Raw genomic sequence first — 22,601 nt, 5'->3', positions numbered from 1 at the left:
CGCAGTGCCGCAATTCCAATCATCCGTATTTAAACCGTATTTCTACATTCAGTATCAGAAGAAGGGAAAGCCAGCATGAAAATCCATGAGTATCAAGGCAAAGAAATCCTCCGGCAGTTCGGAGTGACGGTACCGCGCGGTATCCCGTGCATGTCCGTGGACGAGGCTGTCAAGGCAGCCGAGACGCTGGGCGGCAAGGTATGGGTCGTCAAGGCGCAAATCCACGCCGGCGGCCGCGGTAAAGGCGGCGGCGTCAAGGTCGCCAAGTCGCTCGAGCAGGTCAAGGAATATGCCGACCAGATCATGGGCATGCAGCTCGTTACCCACCAGACCGGTGAAGCCGGCCAGAAGGTACGCCGTCTGCTGATCGAAGAAGGCGCCGACATCAAGCAGGAACTGTACGTGTCGATGGTCACCGACCGCGTCAGCCAGCGCGTCGTGCTGATGGCCTCGTCGGAAGGCGGCATGGACATCGAGGAAGTTGCACACTCGAACCCGGAAAAAATCCACACCATCGCCATCGACCCGTCGGTCGGCCTGACCGCCGCCGAAGCCGATGACATCTCGACCAAGATCGGCGTGCCTGCCGCTTCGATCGCCGACGCGCGCACCCAGCTGATGGGCCTGTACAAGGCGTACTGGGATACCGACGCATCGCTGGCCGAAATCAATCCGCTGATCGTCGACGGCGCCGGCCGCGTCATCGCCCTCGACGCGAAATTCAATTTCGATTCGAACGCGCTGTACCGCCACCCTGAGATCGTCGCCTTCCGCGACCTCGACGAAGAAGATCCGGCCGAAGTCGAAGCATCGAAGTTCGACCTCGCCTACATTTCGCTCGACGGCAACATCGGCTGCCTGGTCAACGGCGCCGGCCTGGCGATGGCGACCATGGACACGATCAAGCTGTTCGGCGGCGAGCCGGCCAATTTCCTCGACGTCGGCGGCGGCGCCACGGCGGAAAAAGTCACCGAAGCGTTCAAGATCATGCTGAAGAACCCGGGCCTGAAGGCAATCCTGGTCAACATCTTCGGCGGCATCATGCGCTGCGACGTCATTGCCGAAGGCGTCATCACCGCATCGAAAGCGGTGTCGCTGCAAGTGCCGCTGGTCGTGCGCATGAAGGGCACCAACGAAGAGATCGGCAAGAAGATGCTGGCCGACTCCGGCCTGCCGATCATCGCCGCCGATACGATGGAAGACGCAGCCAAGGCCGTCGTCGCCGCCGCTGCTGGTAAAGCCTAATCCGAAGGAAACAACATGTCGATCCTGATCAATAAAGATACCAAAGTAGTTACCCAGGGAATTACCGGCAAGACCGGTCAGTTCCACACCCGCATGTGCCGCGACTACGCGAACGGCAAAGAGGCGTTTGTCGCCGGCGTGAACCCGAAGAAGGCCGGCGACGACTTCGAAGGCATCCCGATTTTCGCCAGCGTCGCCGAAGCGAAAAAAGAAACCGGCGCCAACGTGTCGGTCATCTACGTGCCGCCAGCAGGCGCTGCCGCGGCGATCTGGGAAGCCGTCGAAGCCGAACTCGACCTGGCCATCTGCATCACCGAAGGCATTCCAGTGCGCGACATGATGGCGCTGAAAGACCGCATGGCGAAAGCCGGCTCGAAGACCTTGCTGCTCGGTCCAAACTGCCCTGGCCTGATCACGCCTGACGAAATCAAGATCGGCATCATGCCGGGCCACATCCACAAGAAGGGCCGCATCGGCGTCGTCTCGCGCTCGGGCACGTTGACGTACGAAGCAGTCGGCCAATTGACCGCGCTGGGCTTGGGCCAATCGTCGGCCGTGGGCATTGGCGGCGACCCGATCAACGGCCTGAAGCACATCGACATCATGCAGATGTTCAATGACGATCCTGAGACCGATGCGGTCATCATGATCGGCGAGATCGGCGGACCGGATGAGGCGAACGCTGCCTACTGGATCAAGGACAACATGAAGAAGCCAGTGGTCTGCTTCATCGCCGGCGTCACCGCGCCACCGGGCAAGCGCATGGGCCATGCCGGCGCGCTGATCTCGGGCGGCGCCGATACCGCGCAAGCCAAGCTCGACATCATGGAAGCGTGCGGCATCAAGGCCACCAAGAACCCGTCGGAAATGGCGCGCCTGCTGAAAGCCATGCTGTAAAGTAATTAATGCCCAGCTAAACATCACTGGGCGGCAGAGGTACAATCAACGGGGAGCGCAAGCTCCCCGTTGGCGTTTACAGCCGACCCTGGAGGCCAGCAGTGGCGAAAATAATCATATCGCGCGATGCGAAGGCAGTGCAGGAGGTCGAACTCGGCGCCGGCCAGACCACCATCGGCCGGCATCCGCAGAACGACGTGGTGATCGGTCACCAGGCCGTCAGCAGCCGCCATGCCGCCGTCACCAGCATCGACGGCATGGCAACAATCGAGGACCTCGACAGCAGCAATGGCACCTTCGTCAATGGGCTGCGCATCGGCCGCAAGGTGTTGTCGGACGGCGACCGCGTCACCATCGGCGATGTCCGCATAGACTATATGGCGAACGGCGCGCCGGTCGCGCCGGCGCTGGCCAGCATCGAGGTGCTCAATGGCGTCAGTACCGGCAGGGTGCTGATTCTGTCGAAGCCGCTGACGACACTCGGTAGCCCCGGGGTGCTGGTGGTCGTCATCAGCCGTCAGGCTGACGGCTATTTCGTCGCCCAAGTGCAGGGAGTGGCCGCCGCGCAGGTTAACGGCGTCCCGGTCGGCCGCACGCCGCGCCGGCTAGCCGACGGCGACGAACTGGAACTGACCGGCACCCGCATGCGCTTTGCAGCCCAATCGGGATGAATCGACGCTCCGCGTCGTCAAGATGACAATATTCGGTGGGAAACTGACAATTTTCGTCAGTTGTGCGACAAGAAACGTCGAATGAGCCGTAATTTAATAACGTATGCATAAGGAAAGCCGTTATTTCCATGCTGGCACGTCTATTGCTCTACATAAACTCAGAAGCACTGAACATATAACCCTACCCTAGGAGCAGCAAAATGAAATCGATGAAAATGGTTAAGAAGGCGCAAGCTGGTTTCACCCTGATCGAACTGATGATCGTTGTGGCAATTATCGGTATCCTCGCCGCCGTGGCAATTCCTGCGTACCAGGACTATGTCGCCAAGTCGAAATTCGCCGCAGCGCTGGCTGAGGTAGCGCCGGCCAAAACCGGCTTCGAAGTCGCGCTGAACGACGGCCTGACCCCGGTCATCCCGGCAGCCGGCACCGCGCCAGCAGCAACCGAAGCCGCAGTCGGCGTACAAGCTGCAAACGCCAATACCACGATCGTCGTCACCACCTCCACCACGGCTGGCGTTGTCACCGCGACCATCGTCGGCGGCTCGGCTCAAGTCAAGGACAAGACCATCACCCTGAGCCGTAACGCCACCGACGGCAAGTGGACCTGCGCCACCACGGTAGTCCAGAAACTCGTTGGCCCGGCTAGCGTCTGCACGGGCGCGGCGACGTAATTTAGCGGCGCCCACGCGCCGGCTGACCGAAAACCCCGGCTTGCGGCGACGCAAGCCGGGGTCTTTCATTGAGCGAACGCCCCACTCAGTCGGGCCGTTCGAACTAGCGGTGAACGGCGGAGTCAAACCGACCTGACCGCCGTCGGGAGCTGCGCGGCCGAGCGAGGTCGAACAGTTAATCGTTCGGGTCGCGAGCCTGTCGCGGCCTCCCCGTGCCGGGCGCGCGGACGTGTCAAGGTAGGGGCGATCGCGTCAGAAATTGACAGATTTTTTCGGCGGCCTGACAGAATTTGTCAGAGGGCAGACAAAAAATGTCGATCCAATTAATGTTAAATAACGTCACTGCAACGAAAACGCGTATTTTCAGCTGGCACGGATGTTGCTCTAAATAAACTCAGAAGCATTGAACGTATTAACCCCCTACACTAGGAGCAGCAAAATGAAATCGATGAAAATGGTTAAGAAGGCACAAGCTGGTTTCACCCTGATCGAACTGATGATCGTTGTTGCTATTATCGGTATCCTCGCTGCTGTGGCAATTCCTGCGTACCAGGACTATGTCGCCAAGTCGAAATTTGCCGCTGCGCTGGCTGAAGTAGCCCCTGCCAAAACGGGCTTCGAAGTTGCGCTGAACGACGGCCTGACCCCGGTCATCCCGGCAGCCGGCACCGCGCCGGCAGCAACCGAAGCCGCAGTCGGCGTACAAGCTGCAAACGCCAATACCACGATCGTCGTCACCACCTCCACCACGGCTGGCGTTGTCACCGCGACCATCGTCGGCGGCTCGGCTCAAGTCAAGGACAAGACCATCACCCTGAGCCGTAACGCCACCGACGGCAAGTGGACCTGCGCCACCACGGTAGTCCAGAAACTCGTTGGCCCGGCTACCGTCTGCACGGGCGCAGCGACGTAATTTAGCGGCGCGCAGGCGCCGGCTGAACGAAAACCCCGGCTTGCGGCGACGCAAGCCGGGGTTCTTAATTTAGCGATGGCCCCACTCAGTTGGGCCTTTCGAAATAGCGGTGAACGGCATTCAATAAGACTCATCGCCGTTGAGAGGATGCGCGCGGCCGAGGGAGTTCAAACAGGTAATCGCGCAGGTCGCCAGTCTGTCGCGGCCTCGGCGTCAGAAAGTGACAAGCTTTTGCCGGCGGTCTGACAAAATTTGTCAGCGGGCGGACAAAACATGTCGATCAATTGACGGTTAATAGCGTCACTACAACGAAAACGTATATTTCCAAGCTGGCACGTCTGTTGCTATACATAAACTCAGAAGCATTCAACGTGTTAACCCCCTACACTAGGAGCAACAAAATGAAATCGATGAAAATGGTTAAGAAGGCACAAGCTGGTTTCACCCTGATCGAACTGATGATCGTTGTGGCTATTATCGGTATCCTGGCTGCCGTGGCAATTCCTGCGTACCAGGACTATGTCGCCAAATCGAAATTTGCCGCTGCGCTGGCTGAAGTAGCCCCTGCCAAGACGGGTTTCGAAGTCGCACTGAACGACGGTCTGACCCCGGTCATTCCGGCAGCCGGCACCGCGCCAGCAGCAACCGAGGCCGCAGTCGGCGTACAAGCTGCAAACGCCAACACCACGATCGTCGTCACCACCTCCACCACGGCTGGCGTTGTCACCGCGACCATCGTCGGCGGCTCGGCTCAAGTCAAGGGCAAGACCATCACCCTGAGCCGTAACGCCACCGACGGCAAGTGGACCTGCGCCACCACGGTAGTCCAGAAACTCGTCGGCCCAGCCAGCGTCTGCACCGGAGCAGCGACATAATGTAGCGTTATGCGGCATCCGGCGCCGCCCTTACCAAAATCCCTGCTGGCGGCGACGCCAGCGGGGATTTTGTCATTCAGGCCCGGCGATCCAACGACCTTCTGACGATCGGCGATCAGCGCCTCGTAGGTCATGTTCTGCAGCAGGGTGTGGTGGGACGAATCGAGGTTGACGAACTGAACGCCGTAGCTGAACATCTCGAGCCGGTCCGACAACCGCTCGATGCAGGAAGCCAGCATCGGCAGCAAGTCAGTGTCCTAGGCTATTTACCTTCGATGGTGGCCGGCTGATCCGACGGCGCATTGTCTTGCATCGCCGACTTATTCTTCGCTTTGTGCTTGTGGTGGCGTGCGCTGTGAGGCTTTTTGGCATGTTGATGCTCGTTCGTGGTTGCGGCGGCGGACGACTGCGTGCGCGCCGCGAGGTCCTGAGCATGGCGCTCGATTTCAGCGATCTTTGCCGGATCGGTACTTTCTGTGACGGCGGATTGGGGGGCGGATTGCGCCAGCGCCAGGCCGGCGGCGCCCATTGCTGCTGCGAACAGCCATGCACTTGTTTTCATCATGACCTCACTTTCGAAAGATTGGTGCGACCTCACGATGTCCGAGCGGATAGCTCAGACTGCGTGGTGCGTTGATGTTCAGATCAGTTAGCGTCGCAGAAGTTCGGTTGATCAAAAACGCGCCTTCTCGGCATCGTTGCGGCCTTACACTGCCGCCAACCAATCTCCGCTTTTGCCGCCGTGCTTTTCCAGCACCCGCACATTGGTCATCACCATGCCCCGATCGACCGCCTTGCACATGTCGTAAATGGTCAGCAGGCCGATCTGCACGGCAGTCAGCGCTTCCATTTCCACGCCAGTTTTGCCAAACGTCTCCACCTGCGCGCGGCAGTGCACGCTGCTGGCTGGCTGGTCGACGTCGAAATCCACCGTCACCCGCGTCAGCGCCAGCGGGTGGCACAGCGGAATCAGGTCGCTGGTGCGCTTGGCGCCCATGATGGCGGCGATGCGGGCGATGCCGAGCACGTCGCCTTTCTTGGCATTGCCGGACACGATCAGCGTCAGCGTGTCCGGCTTCATGCGGATGGTGCCGGCGGCCACGGCGACGCGCTGGGTGTCGGCCTTGGCGCCGACGTCGACCATGTGGGCCTGGCCGGCGCTGTCGAAGTGGGTCAGATTGGTGTCATTGGTCATGGAGGCTTCAGTCGGTTGAGGTAACAAATGTTTCGGTGCGCGCGGGGCGCGGTGCCAGCGCCGCGGTTGCAGGTATGATAGCACCGTGAAATCGAAAATCGATCCTGCCGTCGGGCTTCCGGCGCCCCGCGCGCGTCGCCTGCTGGCGGCCGCCTGCCTGTCTGCGTTTGCCGCGCTGGCCATCGCGCCGCCGTCCGGCATGGCTCAGCTCAGGCCGAACAACAACATCCTGCCGACCCTCGGCGACAGCGCCCGCGGCGACCTGTCGCCCGTCATCGAGCGCAAGCTCGGCGAAGAGATCATGCGCGACGTGCGGCGCGACCACGATTTCCTCGACGACGACGCCATCCTCGAATACCTGAACAATTTCGGCAGCGCGCTGGTCGCCGCCTATCCCGGCGCACGCGGCGAAACCGGCGCCGACTTCTATTTCTTCGCGGTGCGCGACCCGATGCTCAACGCGTTCGCGCTGCCAGGCGGCTTCATCGCGGCCCACACCGGCCTGCTGCTGGCGGCGCAGAACGAGTCGGAACTGGCGTCGGTGATGTCGCACGAAATCGGCCACGTCACCCAGCGCCACATCGCCCGCATGATCGGCCAGCAGAAGCAGGATGCGCTGATGCCGCTGGCGGCGTTGATTCTCGCGGCGCTGGCGTCGAAGGCGGGACCGGACGCGGCGGTCGGCGTGATGATGGGCGGCCAGGGCCTGCAGATCCAGCGCCAGCTCAATTTCAGCCGCGACGCCGAACGCGAGGCCGACCGCGTCGGCTTCCAGATCATGGGCTCGGGCGGCTACGACACGTCGGGCATGGTGGCGTTCTTCCAGCGGCTGCAGACGGCAACCAAGGTGTATTCGGACCTGACGCCGCCCTGGCTGATGAGCCACCCGCTGACGTCGGAGCGGATCGCCGACATCCAGGCGCGCATCCGCGAGACGCCGTTCAGGCAGCGCGTGGATGGCCTGGAATTTCACCTGGTGCGTGCGCGCGCGCGGGTGTTGCAGGATGTCAGCACGCAAGGCCTGATCGATGCGACCAAGGTGTTCGAGTTCCAGTTGACCAACCAGAGCCGGCAGCAGCAGGCGGCGGCGCAGTACGGTCTGGCACTGGTGGCCCTCAAACGCGGCGAGCTGGCGAAGGCGGGTGACTTGCTGGCCAAAGCGCGCGCGACGATGAGGCCGGTGGCCGGGGCGGTATTCTCGACCGGGCAGAGCGCCTCGGATGCGGCGTCGATGTTCGCCAGCATGTCGCTCGAGATCAAGCTGGCGCCAGGCCAGCCGGCATCGATGGCGCCGCTGACGCTGAAGGAGGCCGAGCAGGCCTACCAGCAGTTTCCGCTGTCGCGCGGCATCGCGCGCCAGTATGTCAAGGCGCTGATTGCAAGTGGCCAGCTCGACAAGGCGGCAGTATTTCTGCGCGAGCAGGTGCGGCTGTACCGCGAAGAGCCGAAGCTGTACGAGTTGCTGGCGCAAACCTATGCGGCGCAGGGCAAGCTGACCTTGCAGCATATCGCGCTGGCCGAATCGTACGTGCTCAGCGGCGCGGTGCCGGCGGCGGTCGACCAGCTGACGATCGCGCGCAAGGCGCCCGATGCGTCGTTCTACGACCTGGCGACGATCGACGCGCGCGAACGCGAACTGCAAGAGCGCGTCAAGGAAGAAAAGAAGGAAAAGAAGGAGCGGTAGGGGTCTGACCCGTTTCTTCTTTCAGGGTATGACGGGGACGCCGAGTCCCCGGTTTGCAGGCGCCAACCCAACCAGGGTCAGCCCCCCAAAGGAACAACCGGGGTCTGACGCCCTGCGGCATCCGGGCCAGGCAGGCGAACGAAACCGAAGCGGACCGGCACGTCAGCTGCCGCGATGCGTTCCACCGGCGCCGCTTTGCCGGCGACCCGCAGCACCAGGGCGCCGACCCCACCTTCCAGCCATGCCATCAGCACCTCATCGCTGGCCGCCTTGCCATCGAGTTCAAGCGACTCCATCAACTGCGCGACGTCGCGGTCGTCGACCTGGGCGACCTTGCCGCCGCCCTGCAGGATCAGCGCGCCCGCCTCCGTCATGAACGCGCGTTCCGGCACGCCGAACGCTTCGCCGGTCTGCACCACCAGTCCCGGTTGCGGATCGGTGCGGACAATGTACGGCGTCGCTTCCAGATTCAGGTAGACCCGCTGCGGGCCGTTCTGGAAATACCAGCGGCCCCGTTCGTCGGCGCCATAGTTGCGGTTGATGAAGCCGAGCAGCGCTTCTTGCTTGACCTTGTCGCCCGCCAGATTCAGGTGCTGGGCGCGCTCGTCGCGCATGCGCCAGGCGCCGCGCGCGTCGAGACCGAGCCAGCCGTAGCAATCGGGAACGTTGGGCCACTTGACCATTGCCTGCTTGACGATGTCATCCATGGCCGTCAGCTTCGCATATTTTGCCGACGGAGGGCGCGCCTTCGAGGAAATGGAGCAGGCGGCGCGGCAGCCAGTCGAGCCGGCCAGGCATGGGGCCGGCGGCAAAGCCGACGTGCCCGCCGCGCTCGGGAAACTCGAGCGTGACGCTCGGCGCGGCGCTGGTCGGCAGGTAGATGCCGGGCAGGAAGGGATCGTTGCGTGCGTTCAGCACCAGTGTCGGCACGGTGATGTCGCCCAACACGTGCTTGGCGCTCGCGCGATCCCAATAGTCGTCGGTGTCGCGGTAGCCGTGCAGCGGCGCCGTGACGACGTTGTCGAACGCGTACAGGTCGCGCGCGGCGAGCAGTGCATCGCGGTTGAACAGGCCGGGGAAATGGTCCAGCTTGGCCAGGCACTTGGGCTTCAAGGTGCGCAGGAACATGCGCGTGTAGATGCGGTTAAGGCCGGACGACAGCGCCGCGCCGCCGCGCGTCAGGTCGAGCGGGGCCGACACCGCGCAGGCGGCGTCGACCAGTTCGGCCTGGTGCTGCGATTCACCCAGCCAGCGCAGCAGCGCATTGCCGCCGAGCGAAACGCCGGTGGCGTACAGCCGGCCTGCGTGACGCCCGCGCAGGCGCCGCAAGATCCAGTCGATCTCGCCGGCGTCGCCCGAGTGGTAGAAGCGCGGCGCGCGGTTCGCTTCGCCCGAGCAGCCGCGAAAATGCGGCACCGCGCCGGACCAGCCGCGCGCGGCCACCTCGGCCATCATGGCGCGCGCGTAATGGCTGTTCGACGAACCTTCCAGCCCATGAAACAGCACCACCAGCGGCTTGCCGGGCTGGCCGTCGACGAAGTCGACATCGACGAAGTCGCCGTCGTGAGCGTCCCACCGTTCGCGCCGATACGTCACCGCCGGCGCGGCGATCGCCACGGCCGGGTAGATCGTCTGCAGGTGGCCGCCGGGCAGCCAGGCTGGGGCGGGGTAGACCATCGCGCTCGTCAATGCAGGCTGGTGGACGACGCGTGCTGGACGGCCGGAACCGGCCCCGGCGCCACCGACACATGGTGCAGCACCATGCGCCAGCCGCGCGGCGTCTTCATGTAGGCGTTGGTGGCGACCAGGTGGGCCGGCTCGCTGGTGCCCGACGAGGTGACGCCTTCGATCACGGTGTGCACCGCGCTCATCAGGTTGTGCGTCTCGTGCAGCTGCGACGGCCGGATCTGCAGGCCGCCCTGCGCCAGGATCGCTTCCCATGACGCCTGGATGGCGGCGTGGCCTTGCAGCCGCGGGCCGCCCGGGTGGATGCAGAAAATTTCATCGTCGTCGGCCCACAGCGCCATCAGCGCCTCGACATCGGCGCGGTTGAGCGCCTCGTAGAACGCTGCCTCGATGTCGGCCGCGCTGCCGGCCTGTTGCTTGGCGGTTTTCATGGCGAACGATCAGTGATGCGACAACACCGTGCCCGGCTTGAGGCGGTATTCGGTGCCGCAATACGGGCACTTGGCCAGGCCGTCATGGCCGAAATCGAGGAATACCCGCGGATGGGACGACCACAGCGGCATGGCCGGATTCGGGCAATAGGCGGGCAGGTCCTTGGCGTCGAGCGTGACCGCGGCGGGGGTTTTGGTGTCGTTCATGATTTCTCCGTGAGGCGGGCCAATTGGGCCGAGGCAAAACCACGATTTTAGACGATTCACGCGCCTGGCCGGAATGATCGGTAAAATAGCGCTCTGACAAAAAACGGCGACACGCTCCTGTTCGATTCGAATCCGGGCTGCTCGCCACACATCTTCGTGCGCTTCATGCTTCCTCGTTCCCGCTTTCCTGTTCCTGCCGCGCGCGCTCGCTGTGGCGGGAAAACCACATGAGCACCCAGCCCGCCCCCGCCGACCAGGCAGCACCGCCCGACGAGCACGACGCCGCCGCCTGGCGCGAAGGCTTCAAGACCGGCTTGCCGACGCTGTTCGGCATTGGCGCGTGGGGATTGGTGGTCGGCATCGCCATGGTCAAGGCGGGCCTGTCGATACCCCAGGCATTAGGTATGACCTTGCTGGTGTTCGCCGGTTCCGCCCAGCTGGCGTCGTTGCCGCTGATCGTCGCCAGCGCGCCGGTGTGGGTGATCTTCGCCACCGCGCTGGTGGTCAACCTGCGCTTCGTCATCTTTTCGGCGCTGCTGGCGCCGCATTTTTCCCACCTGCCGTGGCGCCAGCGTTTCGCCCTCGGCTACGTGTCGGGCGACATGACGGTGGCGCTGTTTTTGCAGCGCTTCCCGGACGAGCGGCCGGCGCCGGGCAAGCTGTCGTACCTGAAAGGGCTGATGTATCCGAACTGGATAGCCTGGCAAGTCGGCTCGATCGCCGGCATCTTCGTCGGCAGCGCGGTGCCGCCGCAGTGGGGCCTCGGCTTTGCCGGCACCTTGGCGATCATCTGCATCACGGTGCCGCTGATCGTCAACAAGGCGGCGCTGTGCGGCGTGCTGGTGGCCGGTACGGTGGCGGTGCTGGCGGCCGGCCTGCCGTACAAGCTGGGCCTGCTGGCGGCGGTGGTGATCGGCATGATCACCGCCATGGTGGTCGAGGAAACGCTGGAAAAACTGAAAGGACGCGCATGAGCGAGCTCGAAATCTGGGCCGTCATCGGCGCGCTGGCCGTGGCGACGGCGGCCACGCGCAGTTCGTTCTGGCTGGTCGGCCACCACATCACCATTCCGAAGCGGGTGCAGGAAGTGCTGCGCTATGCGCCGGCGTGCGCGCTGGCGGCGATTATTGCGCCTGACTTGTTGCTGGGCAGCCAGGGCGAGCTGCAGCTGGCGCTGACCAATCCGAAGTTGCTGGCGGGCGCGGCCGCGGTGCTGTTTTATGTGGTGCGGCGCAATATGCTGCAGACGATCGTGTTCGGCATGCTGATGTTTACGGCGCTGCGGCTGTTTCCGCTGTTCGGCGTGCCCGCCTGAGGTCGGCACGGGCGTCCGAAGCACATGTTCATCAGGTAAAATAGCGATCTTTCTACTTTTACTCCCGGGAAGCCATGCACGCCGTCCTCAATTTCACCCGCCTGCAAGACTTGATCGACCAGGGGCTGCTCCCCGCCAAGCGCGTGTTTATCCGCGCCGACCTCAACGTGCCGCAGGATGACGCCGGCAACATTACCGAAGACACCCGCATCCGCGCCTCCGTGCCGGCGATCCGCGCCGCACTCGACGCCGGCGCTGCCGTGATGGTGACGTCGCACCTGGGCCGCCCGACCGAGGGCGCGTTCAAGCCGGAAGACAGCCTGGCGCCGGTCGCCGCGCGCCTGGCCGAACTGCTGGGACAATCGGTCGAGCTCAAGCAGGACTGGGTCGACGGCGTCGACGTCGCGCCGGGCCAGGTCGTGCTGCTGGAGAATTGCCGCGTCAACAAGGGCGAAAAGAAGAACGACGACGCGCTGGCGCAGAAGATGGCAAAGCTGTGCGACATCTACGTCAACGACGCGTTCGGCACTGCGCACCGCGCCGAAGCGACCACCCACGGCATCGCCAAGTTTGCGCCCGTGGTGTGCGCCGGCCCGCTGCTGGCAGCCGAACTCGACGCGCTCGGCAAGGCGCTCGGCGCGCCGAAGCGCCCGCTGCTGGCGATCGTCGCCGGCTCGAAGGTATCGTCCAAGCTGTCGATCCTGAAAGCGCTGGCCGACAAGGTCGACGCGCTGATCGTCGGCGGCGGCATCGCCAACACGTTCATGAAGGCGGTCGGCCTGAACATCGGCAAGTCGCTGGTCGAAGCGGACCTGGTGGCCGAAGCGAAGGCGATCATCGACATGATGGCCGCGCGCGGCGCGCAGGTGCCCATTCCGGTCGACGTCGTCTGCGCCAAGGAGTTCTCGCCGGCCGCCGCCGCCACCGTCAAGAACGTCGCCGACGTCCAGGACGACGACATGATCCTCGACATCGGCCCGGTCACCGCCGCGACGCTGGCCGCGCAGATCGCCCAGGCCGGCACCATCGTGTGGAACGGCCCGGTCGGCGTGTTCGAGTTCGACCAGTTCGGCCAAGGCACGAAGACGCTGGCGCTGGCGATCGCCGATTCGCCGGCGTTTTCGATCGCCGGGGGCGGCGACACGCTGGCGGCCATTGCAAAATACAACATTACCGATAGAATCGGTTATATCTCGACCGGCGGCGGCGCGTTCCTGGAATTTCTTGAAGGTAAAACCTTGCCGGCGGTGGAGATCCTGTTACAGCGCAGTTCGACCTGACCTGCAGCGCACCCCGGCTGCTACCACCCTGAAGGCACTCTATGTTCCGTGGCACTAAGATCGTTGCAACCATCGGCCCGGCGTCGTCCGATCCCGATATGCTGGTACGCATGATTCGCGCAGGGGTCGATGTCGTGCGCCTGAACTTTTCGCACGGCACCGCAGCCGACCACATCGCGCGCGCCAACGCAGTGCGCGCCGCCGCCGCCGAGTGCGGCCGCGAAGTGGCGATCATGGCCGACATGCAGGGACCGAAGATCCGGGTCGGCAAGTTCGAAGAGGGCAGGATCATGCTCGAGCAAGGCGACAAGTTCATTCTTGACGCCAAGTGGGGCGACAACGGCGAAAAGGGCAACCAGGAACGCGTGGGCCTGGACTACAAGGCGCTGCCGCGCGACGTCAAGCCGGGCGACAAGCTGCTGCTCAACGACGGCCTGATCGTGCTGGTGGTCGACAAGATCGTCGGCCACGAAATCTGCACCACCGTCAAGGTCGGCGGCGAGCTGTCGAACAACAAGGGCATCAACCGCCAGGGCGGCGGCCTGACCGCGCCGGCGCTGACGGCCAAGGACATGGAAGACATCAAGACGGCGATGAGCTTCCAGGCCGACTACCTGGCCATCTCGTTTCCGAAAAGCGCGACCGACATGGAAATGGCGCGCCAGCTGGCCAACATCGCCGGCGAGCAGTACCACCACAAGCCGATGATGATCGCCAAGATCGAGCGCGCCGAAGCGATTCCCGCGCTGCAGGAAATCCTCGACGCCTCCGACGGCATCATGGTCGCGCGCGGCGACCTCGCCGTCGAAGTGGGCAACGCGGCCGTGCCGGCGCTGCAAAAGCGCATGATCCGCATGGCGCGCGCGTCGAACAAGCTGGCCATCACCGCCACCCAGATGATGGAGTCGATGATCTTCAATGCCGTGCCGACCCGCGCCGAAGTGTCCGACGTGGCCAACGCGGTGCTCGACGGCACCGACGCGGTGATGACGTCGGCCGAGACGGCGTCGGGCAAGTACCCGATCGAGACGGTCGAGATGATGGCGGCCATCTGCGTCGAAGCCGAGCTGTCCGAGTACAACACGCTCGACGCCGATTTCCTCAACGTGAAATTTACCCGCATCGACCAGTCGATCGCCTACGGCACGCTGTTTACCGCGCACCACCTGGGCGTGAAGGCGATCGCCGCGCTGACCGAGTCCGGCTCGACCGCGCTGTGGATGAGCCGGCACCGGGTCGACACGCCGATCTTCGCGCTCACGCCGATCGTCAGCACCCAGCGCAAGGTCTCGCTGTACCGCAACGTGCACGCCTACCACCTGACGCAGCAAGGCGACAGCAGCGCGGTGCTGAGGCAGGCCGAGGATTTGATGGTCGCCAAAGGAATCGTCAAGAAAGGTGACATGATCGTTTGCACCTGGGGCGAGCCGATGGGACAGGTCGGCGGCACCAACGCACTGAAGATCGTGCGCGTCGGCGAGTTCGACTAACGATCAGGTCGATGAACGATTAGTTCGATGAACGATAACCCGCCTGGCGTTGCGCGCAGGCCCCGATTTCTACTATTGTTTGGAGTACTACCATGGCACTCGTATCCCTGCGTCAACTTCTCGACCATGCCGCCGAAAACGGTTATGGCCTGCCTGCGTTTAACGTCAACAACCTCGAACAGGTGCAGGCCATCATGGCCGCCGCCGACGCCACCGGCAGCCCGGTGATCATGCAGGCGTCGGCGGGCGCGCGCAAGTACGCCGGCGAAGCGTTCCTGCGCCACCTGATCGACGCCGCCGTCGAAGCGTATCCGCACATCCCGGTCGTCATGCACCAGGACCACGGCCAGTCGCCGGCGGTGTGCATGACCGCGATCCGCTCCGGCTTCACCTCGGTGATGATGGACGGCTCGCTCGAGGCCGACGGCAAGAGCGTTGCCAGCTACGAATACAACTGCGAAGTGTCGCGCGAAGTGGTCAAGTTCTCGCACGCGATCGGCGTGTCGGTCGAAGCCGAACTGGGCGTGCTCGGTTCGCTCGAGACGATGATGGGCGACAAGGAAGACGGTCACGGCGCCGACGGCGCCATGACGCGCGAGCAGCTGCTGACCGACGCCTCGCAAGCGGCCGACTTCGTCGCCCGCACGCAATGCGACGCGCTGGCCATTGCCATCGGCACCTCGCACGGCGCCTACAAGTTCTCGCGCAAGCCGACCGGCGACATCCTGGCGATCGACCGCATCAAGGAAATCCATGCGCGCATCCCGAACACCCACCTGGTCATGCACGGCTCGTCGTCGGTGCCGCAGGAACTGCTGGCGATCATCCGCGAATTCGGCGGCGACATGAAGGAAACCTACGGCGTGCCGGTCGAAGAGATCCAGGAGGGCATCCGCCACGGCGTTCGCAAGATCAACATCGACACCGACATCCGCCTGGCGATGACGGCGGCGGTGCGCAAGTACATGTTCGAGAACCCGTCCAAGTTCGACGCGCGCGACTGGCTCAAGCCAGCGCGCGAAGCGGCCACGCTGATCTGCAAATCGCGCTTCGTGTCGTTCGGCTGCGAAGGCCAGGCCGCCAGCATCAAGCCGATCCCGCTCGAGAAAATGGCCGAGCGCTATGCCAAGGGCGAACTGTCGCAGATCGTCAAGTAACGTTGTTGGAGTAAAATTCGTTTCGAACAGGCCGCGTTGCGCGGCCTGACTTCTTCCGCCGGCCTCGCGCCGGCCCAGCTCCTCCGGTATCCCATCCTATGAACAGCCTCTATCAATCCACCATCGCCTCGCTGCCGCTGCTCGGCCGCGGCAAGGTCCGCGACAACTACGCCGTCGGCGACGACAAGATCCTGATCGTCACCACCGACCGCCTGTCGGCGTTCGACGTCGTCATGAACGAACCGATTCCCGGCAAGGGCCTGGTGCTGAACCAGATGACCGATTTCTGGTTCGACAAGCTCGAAGGCATCGTGCCGAACCACCTGACCGGCATCGATCCGGAAAGCGTGGTCGCGCCGGAAGAAGCCGGCCAGGTGCGCGGTCGCGCCGTCGTCGCCAAGCGGCTCGAGCCGATCATGGTCGAAGCGGTGGTGCGCGGCTACCTGATCGGTTCCGGCTGGAAGGATTACCAGGCCACCGGCGCCGTCTGCGGCATCACCTTGCCGGAGGGCCTGCGCCAGGCCGACAAGCTGCCCGAGCCGATCTTCACGCCGGCGGCCAAGGCCGACCTCGGCGAACACGACGAAAACATCAGCTTCGACGACATGGAGCGGCGCATCGGCAGCGAACTGGCCGCCACGATCCGCGACATCAGCATCGCGCTGTACGGCGCGGCCGCCGACTACGCCGCCACGCGCGGCATCATCATCGCCGACACCAAGTTCGAGTTCGGCCTGGACGAGCACGGCGTGCTGCACCTGATGGACGAAGTGCTGACGGCCGACTCGTCGCGCTTCTGGCCGGCCGACTCGTACCAGCCGGGCAGTTCGCCGCCGTCGTTCGACAAGCAGTTCGTGCGCGACTACCTCGAAACGCTGACCGAGTGGAACAAGAGCGCGCCGGCGCCGAACCTGCCGATGGACGTCATTTCGCGCACCCAGGCCAAGTACTTCGAGGCGATCGAACGCCTCACCGGCGAAAAGCTGAAGGCCTGACATGGAGCAAACCAGCAAGGTGCTCGTCGGGGTCGTGATGGGATCCTCGTCCGACTGGGAAGTGATGCAGCACGCCGTCGCGATGCTCGAGCAGTTCGGCGTCCCGCATGAAGCGCAGGTCATTTCGGCGCACCGCATGCCCGACGAGATGTTTGCCTATGCAAGCAGCGCGCGCGCGCGCGGCCTGCGCGCGATCATCGCCGGTGCCGGCGGCGCCGCCCACCTGCCGGGCATGCTGGCCGCCAAGACCATCGTGCCGGTGCTCGGCGTGCCGGTGCCGTCGCGCTACCTGCGCGGCGAAGACTCGCTGCTGTCGATCGTGCAGATGCCCAAAGGCGTGCCGGTGGCCACGTTTGCCATCGGCGAAGCGGGCGCCGCCAACGCCGCGCTGACGGCGGTGGCAATGCTGGCCGCCACCGACGATGCACTGGCCGCAAAGCTCGAAGAGTTTCGCCGCACGCAGACCGCCGCTGCCAAGGCGATGACTCTGCCGCCGGTATGAACATGGCGAAAACCGCAGCACGTCGTCCTCGCTTGCGCCAGGACGACGGAGTTGGCAATATTTTCTGGACACCAGTCGTATGAAACAGAATTTACCTTTCCTGCCGCAGGCGTCGCCGGCCACCTGGCTCGGCGTCATGGGCGGCGGCCAGCTCGGCCGCATGTTCGCCCACGCCGCCCAGGCCATGGGCTTCAAGGTTGCCGTGCTCGAGCCTGCCACCGACTGCCCCGCCGGCCAGGTGGCCGAGCGCCTGATCACGGCAGGCTACAGCGACGCGGCGGCGCTGGCCGAACTGTCGGCATTGTGCGCGGCGGTCACCACCGAATTTGAAAACGTGCCGGCCGACAGCATGGCGCTGCTGGCGCAGCACAGTTTCGTTGCGCCGTCCGCCGATTGCGTCTCGATCGCCCAGGACCGCATCGCCGAGAAGCGCTTCTTCGTCGACTGCGCCGCCGAGTCCGGCGTGCTGCCGGCGCCGCACCAGGTCATCGCGTCGCTGCAGGACATCGCCGCCATTCCCGCCGCGCTGCTGCCGGGCATCCTCAAGACAGTACGCATGGGCTACGACGGCAAGGGCCAGGTGCGCGTCAACAGCCGCGCCGACGTCGAGGCCGCATTCGCCGCGATGAACGGTGTGACCTGTCTGCTGGAAAAAATGCTGCCGCTCGCCTACGAAGTGTCGGTGCTGACCGCGCGCGGCGACGATGGCGCCTCGGTGGTTTACCCGATCGCCGAAAACGTCCACCGCGACGGCATCTTGTTTACCACCACCGTGCCGGGCCCGAACGTCGCCGCCGCCTGCGCGCGCCGCGCGCAGGACGCCGCCCGCGCCATCGTCGCCAAACTCGGCTACGTCGGCGTGCTGTGCATCGAGTTCTTCGTGCTCGACGACGGCAGCCTGGTCGTCAATGAAATGGCGCCGCGCCCGCACAACAGCGGCCACTACACGATCGACGCCTGCGTCACCAGCCAGTTCGCGCAGCAGGTGCGGGCGATGGCGCGCTTGCCGCTGGGCGACTGCCGCCAGCATTCGCCGGCCGTCATGCTCAACATCCTCGGCGACCTGTGGTTCGACGGCGGTACGCTGCGCGAACCGGCCTGGGACCAGCTGCTGGCGCTGCCTGGCGCTTTCCTGCACCTGTACGGCAAGGAACAAGCGCGGGCAGGCCGCAAGATGGGCCACGCGACGTTTGTCGCGCCGACGCTGGCCGAAGCGCAGCAGCAGCTGCGCGCCGCCTGCGTCATCCTCGACATCGCACTGTAAATGAGCGTGCCTGTCGACCCGGCGCAGATCGCCGCCGCCGCGCGCGCGCTGGAAAGCGGCGCGCTGGTGGCGTTTCCGACCGAAACCGTGTATGGCCTCGGCGCCGACGCCGAGAACCCGGCCGCCGTGGCGGCGATTTACGCCGCCAAGGGCCGCCCGCAGGACCATCCCGTCATCGTTCACCTGGCCCCCGGCGCCGACCTCGATTACTGGGCGGCCGAGATTCCGGACGAAGCGCGCCAGCTGGCCGCCGCCTTCTGGCCGGGCCCGCTGACGATGATCCTCAAGCGCGCCGCGCACATCCCGCCGGCCGTTTCCGGCGGCCAGGATACGGTCGGGCTGCGCTGCCCGGCGCATCCGGTGGCGATCGCGCTGCTGCAGCAGTTCAAGGGCGGGCGCGGCGGCATCGCGGCGCCGTCGGCCAACAAGTTCGGCAACGTCAGCCCGACCACCGCGCAACACGTGCGTGATGAATTCGGTGCGGACGGCGTGCTCGCTGCCGTGCTCGACGGCGGGCCGAGCCAGGTCGGCATCGAATCGACCATCGTCGACCTGTCGCGCCTGGCCACGCACGGCCCGGTGCTGCTGCGTCCCGGCCAGGTCAGCGCCGAAGCGATCGCCGCCGTGATCGACCGGCTGCCGGCGGCGCCCGACGTCGCCGCGCCGCGCGCGTCCGGCACGCTCGAATCGCACTACGCGCCGCACACGCCGGTGGCGATGCAGGACACGGCCACGCTGAAGCGCACGCTCGAACAACTGCAGCGCGCCGGCCGCAAGGTCGCGCTGATTCACTACTCCGATTTGCCGGCCGCCCATGCGCAGACGAGGCTGCCTGATAGTCCGGATGGCTTTGCGTACGCGCTATATGCGTCGCTGCGCGCGATGGATACTACTGGTGCTGAGTTGATCCTGGTCGAGGCGCCACCCGTCGGCGGCGCCTGGCTCGGTGTCAACGACCGTCTCCGCCGCGCCGCGCACGGTTCCACCGGCATCGTGCACGGGCTGCTCAACCAGGAACTAACCATATAGAGGAATCCCATCCGCGCCGTCGTCCCCCTTTTGCTGGCTTTGTTCATTTCAGCTTGTGGGGGCAGCGGCAGCGGCAGCGGCAGCGGCCCCGGCGCCGGAGGGAGCGGGGCGCCGCCGCCCGGCCCGCCGGCGGCGGCCGAGCGCGGCAGCGTGGCGGCCGGCCCCAGCGCGGCCGGCCCGAAGATCGATCCGAGCGTGCTGGCCGCACTGCTCGAGACGAGCTTTGCCGGCGCCACCAGGATCACCGGCACGCCGCAGTGCGCGATCAGCACCTACACCGTCAGGTACCACACCGTGGGCGGCGCCGGCGAGGCCACCGAGTCCAGCGCGGCGATCGTGGTGCCTTCCGGCAGCGCCGCCGCCTGCGCCGGCTCGCGCCCGGTCTTGCTGTACGTGCACGCGACGTCGTTCGAGAAGTCGTTCGACATGGCCAACCTGCAGGGCAACCGCGAAGCGCAACTGGTGGCGGCGATGTATGCTGCGCGCGGTTTCATCGTCGTCGCCCCTAACTACGCCGGCTATGCGGGCAGCGCGCTGTCCTACCATCCCTGCCTGAACGCCGAGCAGCAGGGCGCTGACATGATCGACGCCCTGCGCGCCAGCCGCCGCGCATTTGCCGCTATCGGCGCCAGCGATTCGGGCAGGCTGTTCGTCGCCGGCTACTCGCAGGGCGGCCACGCGGCGCTGGCCACCCAGCGCGCGATGCAGGCCTTGAACAGCGCCGAATTCAAGCCGGCCGCGGTGGCCGGGCTGTCCGGCCCGTAAGCGATGGCGCAGTTCGGCGACACCCAGTTCGCCGGCTCGCCGCGCATCGGCCTCACCGCCTTCCTGCCGATGCTGATCAGCGCGGCTCAGCGCGGCGGCGCGGCGCTCTACGCGGCGCCGCAGCAAGTGTATGAAGATCGTTACGCCGCCACTATCGAGGGCCTGCTGCCCGGCGCGGTCAGTCTGGGCGAGCAGGTCGCAGCGGGCAAGCTGCCGGTCACGGCGTTGTTCGCGGCCGATTCGATGCCGCAGGCTTCCGGCTACGGCAAGTATTTCGGCGACGGCAACCTGATCCGCACCAGCTACCGCGACGCCTACCTGGCCGTCATGGCGGCCAACCAGTGCGATCGCAGCGGCGCCACGCCGCTCGACTGCGCGCCGGCCCATCCGCTGCGCAAATTCTTCCGCAACAACGACCTGCGCACCTACACGCCGGGCTCGCCGCTGATGCTGTGCGGCGGCAGCGGCGACCCCACCGTGCCGTACCTCAACAGCGTGTCGGCGGGACGCTATTTCCATGCGCAGGCGCTGCAGTATGCGCTGGTCGAAATCGACCTCGACGACCTTCCCGGGCTGTCTGATCCCTACCGTACGCCCAAGCTCGGCTTCATCGCCGCCAAGGTGGCGCTGCGGGCCGACGCCATCCGTCAGGGCAAGTCGGCCGACGACGCCGTCGAATCGAACTACCACGCCGCTCTTGCCGCGCCATTTTGCATGCTGGCCGCGCGCGACTTCTTCGAGTCAGTGCAGCGCTGAGCTATCCCTGCCGGCGCGCCCTGTATCACGGCGCGCCGCGTCCCCGCTGTTGCTTCCGGCTGACGGAATTCGCAATGTTTTTTCTATACAAGGTTAGCGGGCTCTGGCATATTATACGGATGCGAATAGCACGCCCGTTCGATAACACTGTCCAGCAATTAAAATAATCAGGAGACACAATGCGTCACTCACATATTGCGCTCGCGCTGCTGACGGCGGCCGTCCTCAGCGCTTGCGGCGGCAACGGCAGCTCCGGCGGCGACCAGACCCTCAAAAACAAGTACAGCGCCCAGGTGTCGTTCGGCGACAGTCTGTCCGACATCGGCACCTACGCCGTCGGCACCGTCAAGACGCTCGGCGGCGGCAAGTTCGGCATCAACGGCGACCTGGCCTCGGTCAACCCTGCGCTGACGGGCAAGAACTGGACCGAACTGATGGCCGCCCAACTGGGGCTGCCGGCGCCATGCCCGGCGCTGACCGGTCTCGAGGGCGATGCCACCAAGGGCTTCGCCGTCGCCGTCACCGCGCATCCTGGCTGCTACGGCTACGCCCAGGGCGGCGCCCGCGTCAGCAACCCGGTCGGACCGAGCAACAAGCTGACCGGCAGCCCGGTCGGCGCCCTGACGCTGCCGGTGGCAACCCAGGTGCAAAATCACCTGAACGCGACCGGCGGCAAATTCAAGGGCGACGAGCTGGTGCTGATGATGGCCGGCGCCAACGATGTCTTCATGCAGCTCGCTGGCCTGTCGGCCGGCGGTACCGCGGCAGGCACCGCCGCCGGCAACGCTACCTTCGGTTCGACGCTGGTCGGCCTGCTGGCCGCCGACGCCACCAATCCGCAGGCGGCCGCGCAGGCAATCGGCGCCGCGCTGCAGACCGAATCTGCGCGTCCCGGCCACACCGACACCAGCGTGGTGCAGGCGGCCGTCGGCGCTGCCGCAGTGCAGCCGGGTAACTCGGCAGTCGCCTCGGTCAGCGTGTATGGCCCGATGGTGGCCAAGGCCCAGGCCGCCGCGGCGACCGCCGGCGCCAAGGCCGGCGCCGACTATGCCGCCGCCAACGGACCGAAACTGGTGGCCGCGATGGCTGCCACCGGCACCGAACTGGCCACGCTGATCAAGACCCGTATCGTCGGCAACGGCGCCAACTTCGTGGTGGTCAACAACATGCCCGACATCGGCACCACGCCGCTGGGCCGCTCGCTCGACGCCGGTACCAACGCGCTGGTCAACAGCATGGTCAAGGCCTTCAACGACGCGCTCTTCGCCGGCGTGTCCGCCGATGCCAAGGTGCTGTATGTCGATGCCTACGCCGCCAGCCACGACCAGGCCACCAATCCCGGTCCGTATGGCCTGACCAACGTCACCACCCCGGCCTGCGACCTGACCGCGCCGCGCAATGCACTGGGCAGCTCGCTGGTGTGCAACGGCACCAACCTGATCGCCGGCGACGTCAGCCACTATTCGTTCGCTGACGAAGTGCACCCGACCCCGTTCGTGCAGCTGCTGCTGGCGCGCTACGTCTCGAAGTACATGGCGCAGAAGGGCTGGCTGTAAGGCCCGCCGCCCCG

At 65.2% G+C, this 22,601-nt stretch carries 25 protein-coding genes; 19 read left to right on the top strand and 6 right to left on the bottom strand.

What is annotated here, in order from left to right; all coding sequences use genetic code 11:
- The first annotated feature begins 75 nt into the window (after positions 1–75).
- From sucC to ACP7DD_RS12195, 6 genes are all read left to right on the top strand, one after another.
- Positions 76–1,245, top strand: coding sequence for an ADP-forming succinate--CoA ligase subunit beta (gene sucC, locus ACP7DD_RS12220; protein WP_426175081.1), 1,170 nt, complete (start codon positions 76–78; stop codon positions 1,243–1,245).
- A gap of 15 nt (positions 1,246–1,260) precedes the next feature.
- Complete coding sequence (gene sucD, locus ACP7DD_RS12215; protein ID WP_426175080.1) at positions 1,261–2,142, top strand: succinate--CoA ligase subunit alpha; 882 nt, start codon at positions 1,261–1,263, stop codon at positions 2,140–2,142.
- A gap of 101 nt (positions 2,143–2,243) precedes the next feature.
- A complete protein-coding gene (locus tag ACP7DD_RS12210; RefSeq protein WP_426175079.1) occupies positions 2,244–2,813 on the top strand; it encodes an FHA domain-containing protein in 570 nt (189 codons plus the stop codon).
- Positions 2,814–3,013: 200 nt separating this feature from the next.
- The gene (locus tag ACP7DD_RS12205) at positions 3,014–3,487 is read left to right on the top strand and encodes a pilin (protein ID WP_426175078.1); all 474 of its coding nucleotides are present in this window, start codon (positions 3,014–3,016) and stop codon (positions 3,485–3,487) included.
- Positions 3,488–3,926: 439 nt separating this feature from the next.
- Positions 3,927–4,400: a pilin gene (locus ACP7DD_RS12200; protein ID WP_426175077.1), complete on the top strand. Its 474-nt coding sequence runs from the start codon at positions 3,927–3,929 to the stop codon at positions 4,398–4,400.
- Positions 4,401–4,801: 401 nt separating this feature from the next.
- Positions 4,802–5,275, top strand: coding sequence for a pilin (locus ACP7DD_RS12195; protein ID WP_426175076.1), 474 nt, complete (start codon positions 4,802–4,804; stop codon positions 5,273–5,275).
- A gap of 262 nt (positions 5,276–5,537) precedes the next feature.
- Here the strand turns inward: ACP7DD_RS12195 and ACP7DD_RS12190 are convergent, their stop codons facing one another.
- Both ACP7DD_RS12190 and moaC read right to left on the bottom strand, forming a co-directional pair.
- On the bottom strand, positions 5,538–5,837 hold the full coding sequence (locus ACP7DD_RS12190) for a hypothetical protein (RefSeq protein ID WP_426175075.1): 300 nt from the start codon (positions 5,835–5,837) through the stop codon (positions 5,538–5,540).
- 144 nt (positions 5,838–5,981) lie between these two features.
- Entirely contained in the window at positions 5,982–6,470 is a 489-nt protein-coding gene (gene moaC, locus ACP7DD_RS12185) for a cyclic pyranopterin monophosphate synthase MoaC (RefSeq protein ID WP_426175074.1), read from the bottom strand.
- Positions 6,471–6,669: 199 nt separating this feature from the next.
- On the opposite strand from moaC, the gene ACP7DD_RS12180 reads away from it, so the two are divergent.
- On the top strand, positions 6,670–8,154 hold the full coding sequence (locus tag ACP7DD_RS12180; protein ID WP_426175216.1) for a M48 family metalloprotease: 1,485 nt from the start codon (positions 6,670–6,672) through the stop codon (positions 8,152–8,154).
- Positions 8,155–8,231: 77 nt separating this feature from the next.
- Here the strand turns inward: ACP7DD_RS12180 and ACP7DD_RS12175 are convergent, their stop codons facing one another.
- Genes ACP7DD_RS12175 through ACP7DD_RS12160 form a run of 4 tightly spaced genes read right to left on the bottom strand, consistent with a single transcriptional unit; the run spans position 8,232 to position 10,478 of the window.
- Positions 8,232–8,861 carry a DUF2946 family protein gene (locus ACP7DD_RS12175; RefSeq protein WP_426175073.1) on the bottom strand — a complete coding sequence of 210 codons (630 nt, stop codon included), beginning with the start codon at positions 8,859–8,861 and terminating at the stop codon, positions 8,232–8,234.
- Positions 8,854–9,831 carry a YheT family hydrolase gene (locus tag ACP7DD_RS12170; RefSeq protein WP_426175072.1) on the bottom strand — a complete coding sequence of 326 codons (978 nt, stop codon included), beginning with the start codon at positions 9,829–9,831 and terminating at the stop codon, positions 8,854–8,856. The genes ACP7DD_RS12175 and ACP7DD_RS12170 overlap by 8 nt, the downstream gene beginning before the upstream one ends.
- An 8-nt stretch (positions 9,832–9,839) precedes the next feature.
- Positions 9,840–10,271: a YybH family protein gene (locus ACP7DD_RS12165; protein WP_426175071.1), complete on the bottom strand. Its 432-nt coding sequence runs from the start codon at positions 10,269–10,271 to the stop codon at positions 9,840–9,842.
- 9 nt (positions 10,272–10,280) lie between these two features.
- On the bottom strand, positions 10,281–10,478 hold the full coding sequence (locus ACP7DD_RS12160; protein WP_426175070.1) for a zinc-finger domain-containing protein: 198 nt from the start codon (positions 10,476–10,478) through the stop codon (positions 10,281–10,283).
- Between the two features lie 227 nt (positions 10,479–10,705).
- On the opposite strand from ACP7DD_RS12160, the gene ACP7DD_RS12155 reads away from it, so the two are divergent.
- The 12 genes from ACP7DD_RS12155 (at position 10,706) to ACP7DD_RS12100 (ending at position 22,587) form a co-directional block, all read left to right on the top strand.
- Complete coding sequence (locus ACP7DD_RS12155; protein WP_426175069.1) at positions 10,706–11,452, top strand: AzlC family ABC transporter permease; 747 nt, start codon at positions 10,706–10,708, stop codon at positions 11,450–11,452.
- Positions 11,449–11,793, top strand: coding sequence for an AzlD domain-containing protein (locus tag ACP7DD_RS12150; protein ID WP_426175068.1), 345 nt, complete (start codon positions 11,449–11,451; stop codon positions 11,791–11,793). Before ACP7DD_RS12155 ends, ACP7DD_RS12150 begins: the two co-directional genes overlap by 4 nt.
- A 74-nt stretch (positions 11,794–11,867) precedes the next feature.
- A complete protein-coding gene (locus ACP7DD_RS12145; protein ID WP_426175067.1) occupies positions 11,868–13,073 on the top strand; it encodes a phosphoglycerate kinase in 1,206 nt (401 codons plus the stop codon).
- 41 nt (positions 13,074–13,114) lie between these two features.
- Positions 13,115–14,563 carry a pyruvate kinase gene (pyk, locus tag ACP7DD_RS12140; protein ID WP_426175066.1) on the top strand — a complete coding sequence of 483 codons (1,449 nt, stop codon included), beginning with the start codon at positions 13,115–13,117 and terminating at the stop codon, positions 14,561–14,563.
- Positions 14,564–14,655: 92 nt separating this feature from the next.
- Positions 14,656–15,720 carry a class II fructose-bisphosphate aldolase gene (gene fba, locus ACP7DD_RS12135; protein ID WP_426175065.1) on the top strand — a complete coding sequence of 355 codons (1,065 nt, stop codon included), beginning with the start codon at positions 14,656–14,658 and terminating at the stop codon, positions 15,718–15,720.
- A 98-nt stretch (positions 15,721–15,818) separates the two neighbouring features.
- Entirely contained in the window at positions 15,819–16,715 is an 897-nt protein-coding gene (locus ACP7DD_RS12130) for a phosphoribosylaminoimidazolesuccinocarboxamide synthase (protein WP_426175064.1), read from the top strand.
- Position 16,716: 1 nt separating this feature from the next.
- Positions 16,717–17,217 carry a 5-(carboxyamino)imidazole ribonucleotide mutase gene (purE, locus tag ACP7DD_RS12125; RefSeq protein ID WP_426175063.1) on the top strand — a complete coding sequence of 167 codons (501 nt, stop codon included), beginning with the start codon at positions 16,717–16,719 and terminating at the stop codon, positions 17,215–17,217.
- A 79-nt stretch (positions 17,218–17,296) separates the two neighbouring features.
- Positions 17,297–18,481, top strand: a complete 1,185-nt coding sequence (locus tag ACP7DD_RS12120; protein ID WP_426175062.1) for a 5-(carboxyamino)imidazole ribonucleotide synthase — start codon at positions 17,297–17,299, stop codon at positions 18,479–18,481.
- Entirely contained in the window at positions 18,482–19,510 is a 1,029-nt protein-coding gene (locus ACP7DD_RS12115) for an L-threonylcarbamoyladenylate synthase (protein ID WP_426175061.1), read from the top strand.
- A gap of 30 nt (positions 19,511–19,540) precedes the next feature.
- Complete coding sequence (locus tag ACP7DD_RS12110) at positions 19,541–20,275, top strand: alpha/beta hydrolase family protein (protein WP_426175060.1); 735 nt, start codon at positions 19,541–19,543, stop codon at positions 20,273–20,275.
- Between the two features lie 3 nt (positions 20,276–20,278).
- Positions 20,279–21,031, top strand: a complete 753-nt coding sequence (locus ACP7DD_RS12105) for a hypothetical protein (RefSeq protein WP_426175059.1) — start codon at positions 20,279–20,281, stop codon at positions 21,029–21,031.
- 179 nt (positions 21,032–21,210) lie between these two features.
- Complete coding sequence (locus ACP7DD_RS12100) at positions 21,211–22,587, top strand: SGNH/GDSL hydrolase family protein (protein ID WP_426175058.1); 1,377 nt, start codon at positions 21,211–21,213, stop codon at positions 22,585–22,587.
- Positions 22,588–22,601 lie beyond the last annotated feature (14 nt).

The organism is Massilia sp. TWR1-2-2 (genome assembly GCF_049897565.1).
GTDB lineage: Bacteria > Pseudomonadota > Gammaproteobacteria > Burkholderiales > Burkholderiaceae_D > JAFCUW01.
The sequence above is the reverse complement of the archived record's forward strand: the minus strand, read 5'-3'. Positions and strand labels throughout refer to the sequence as shown.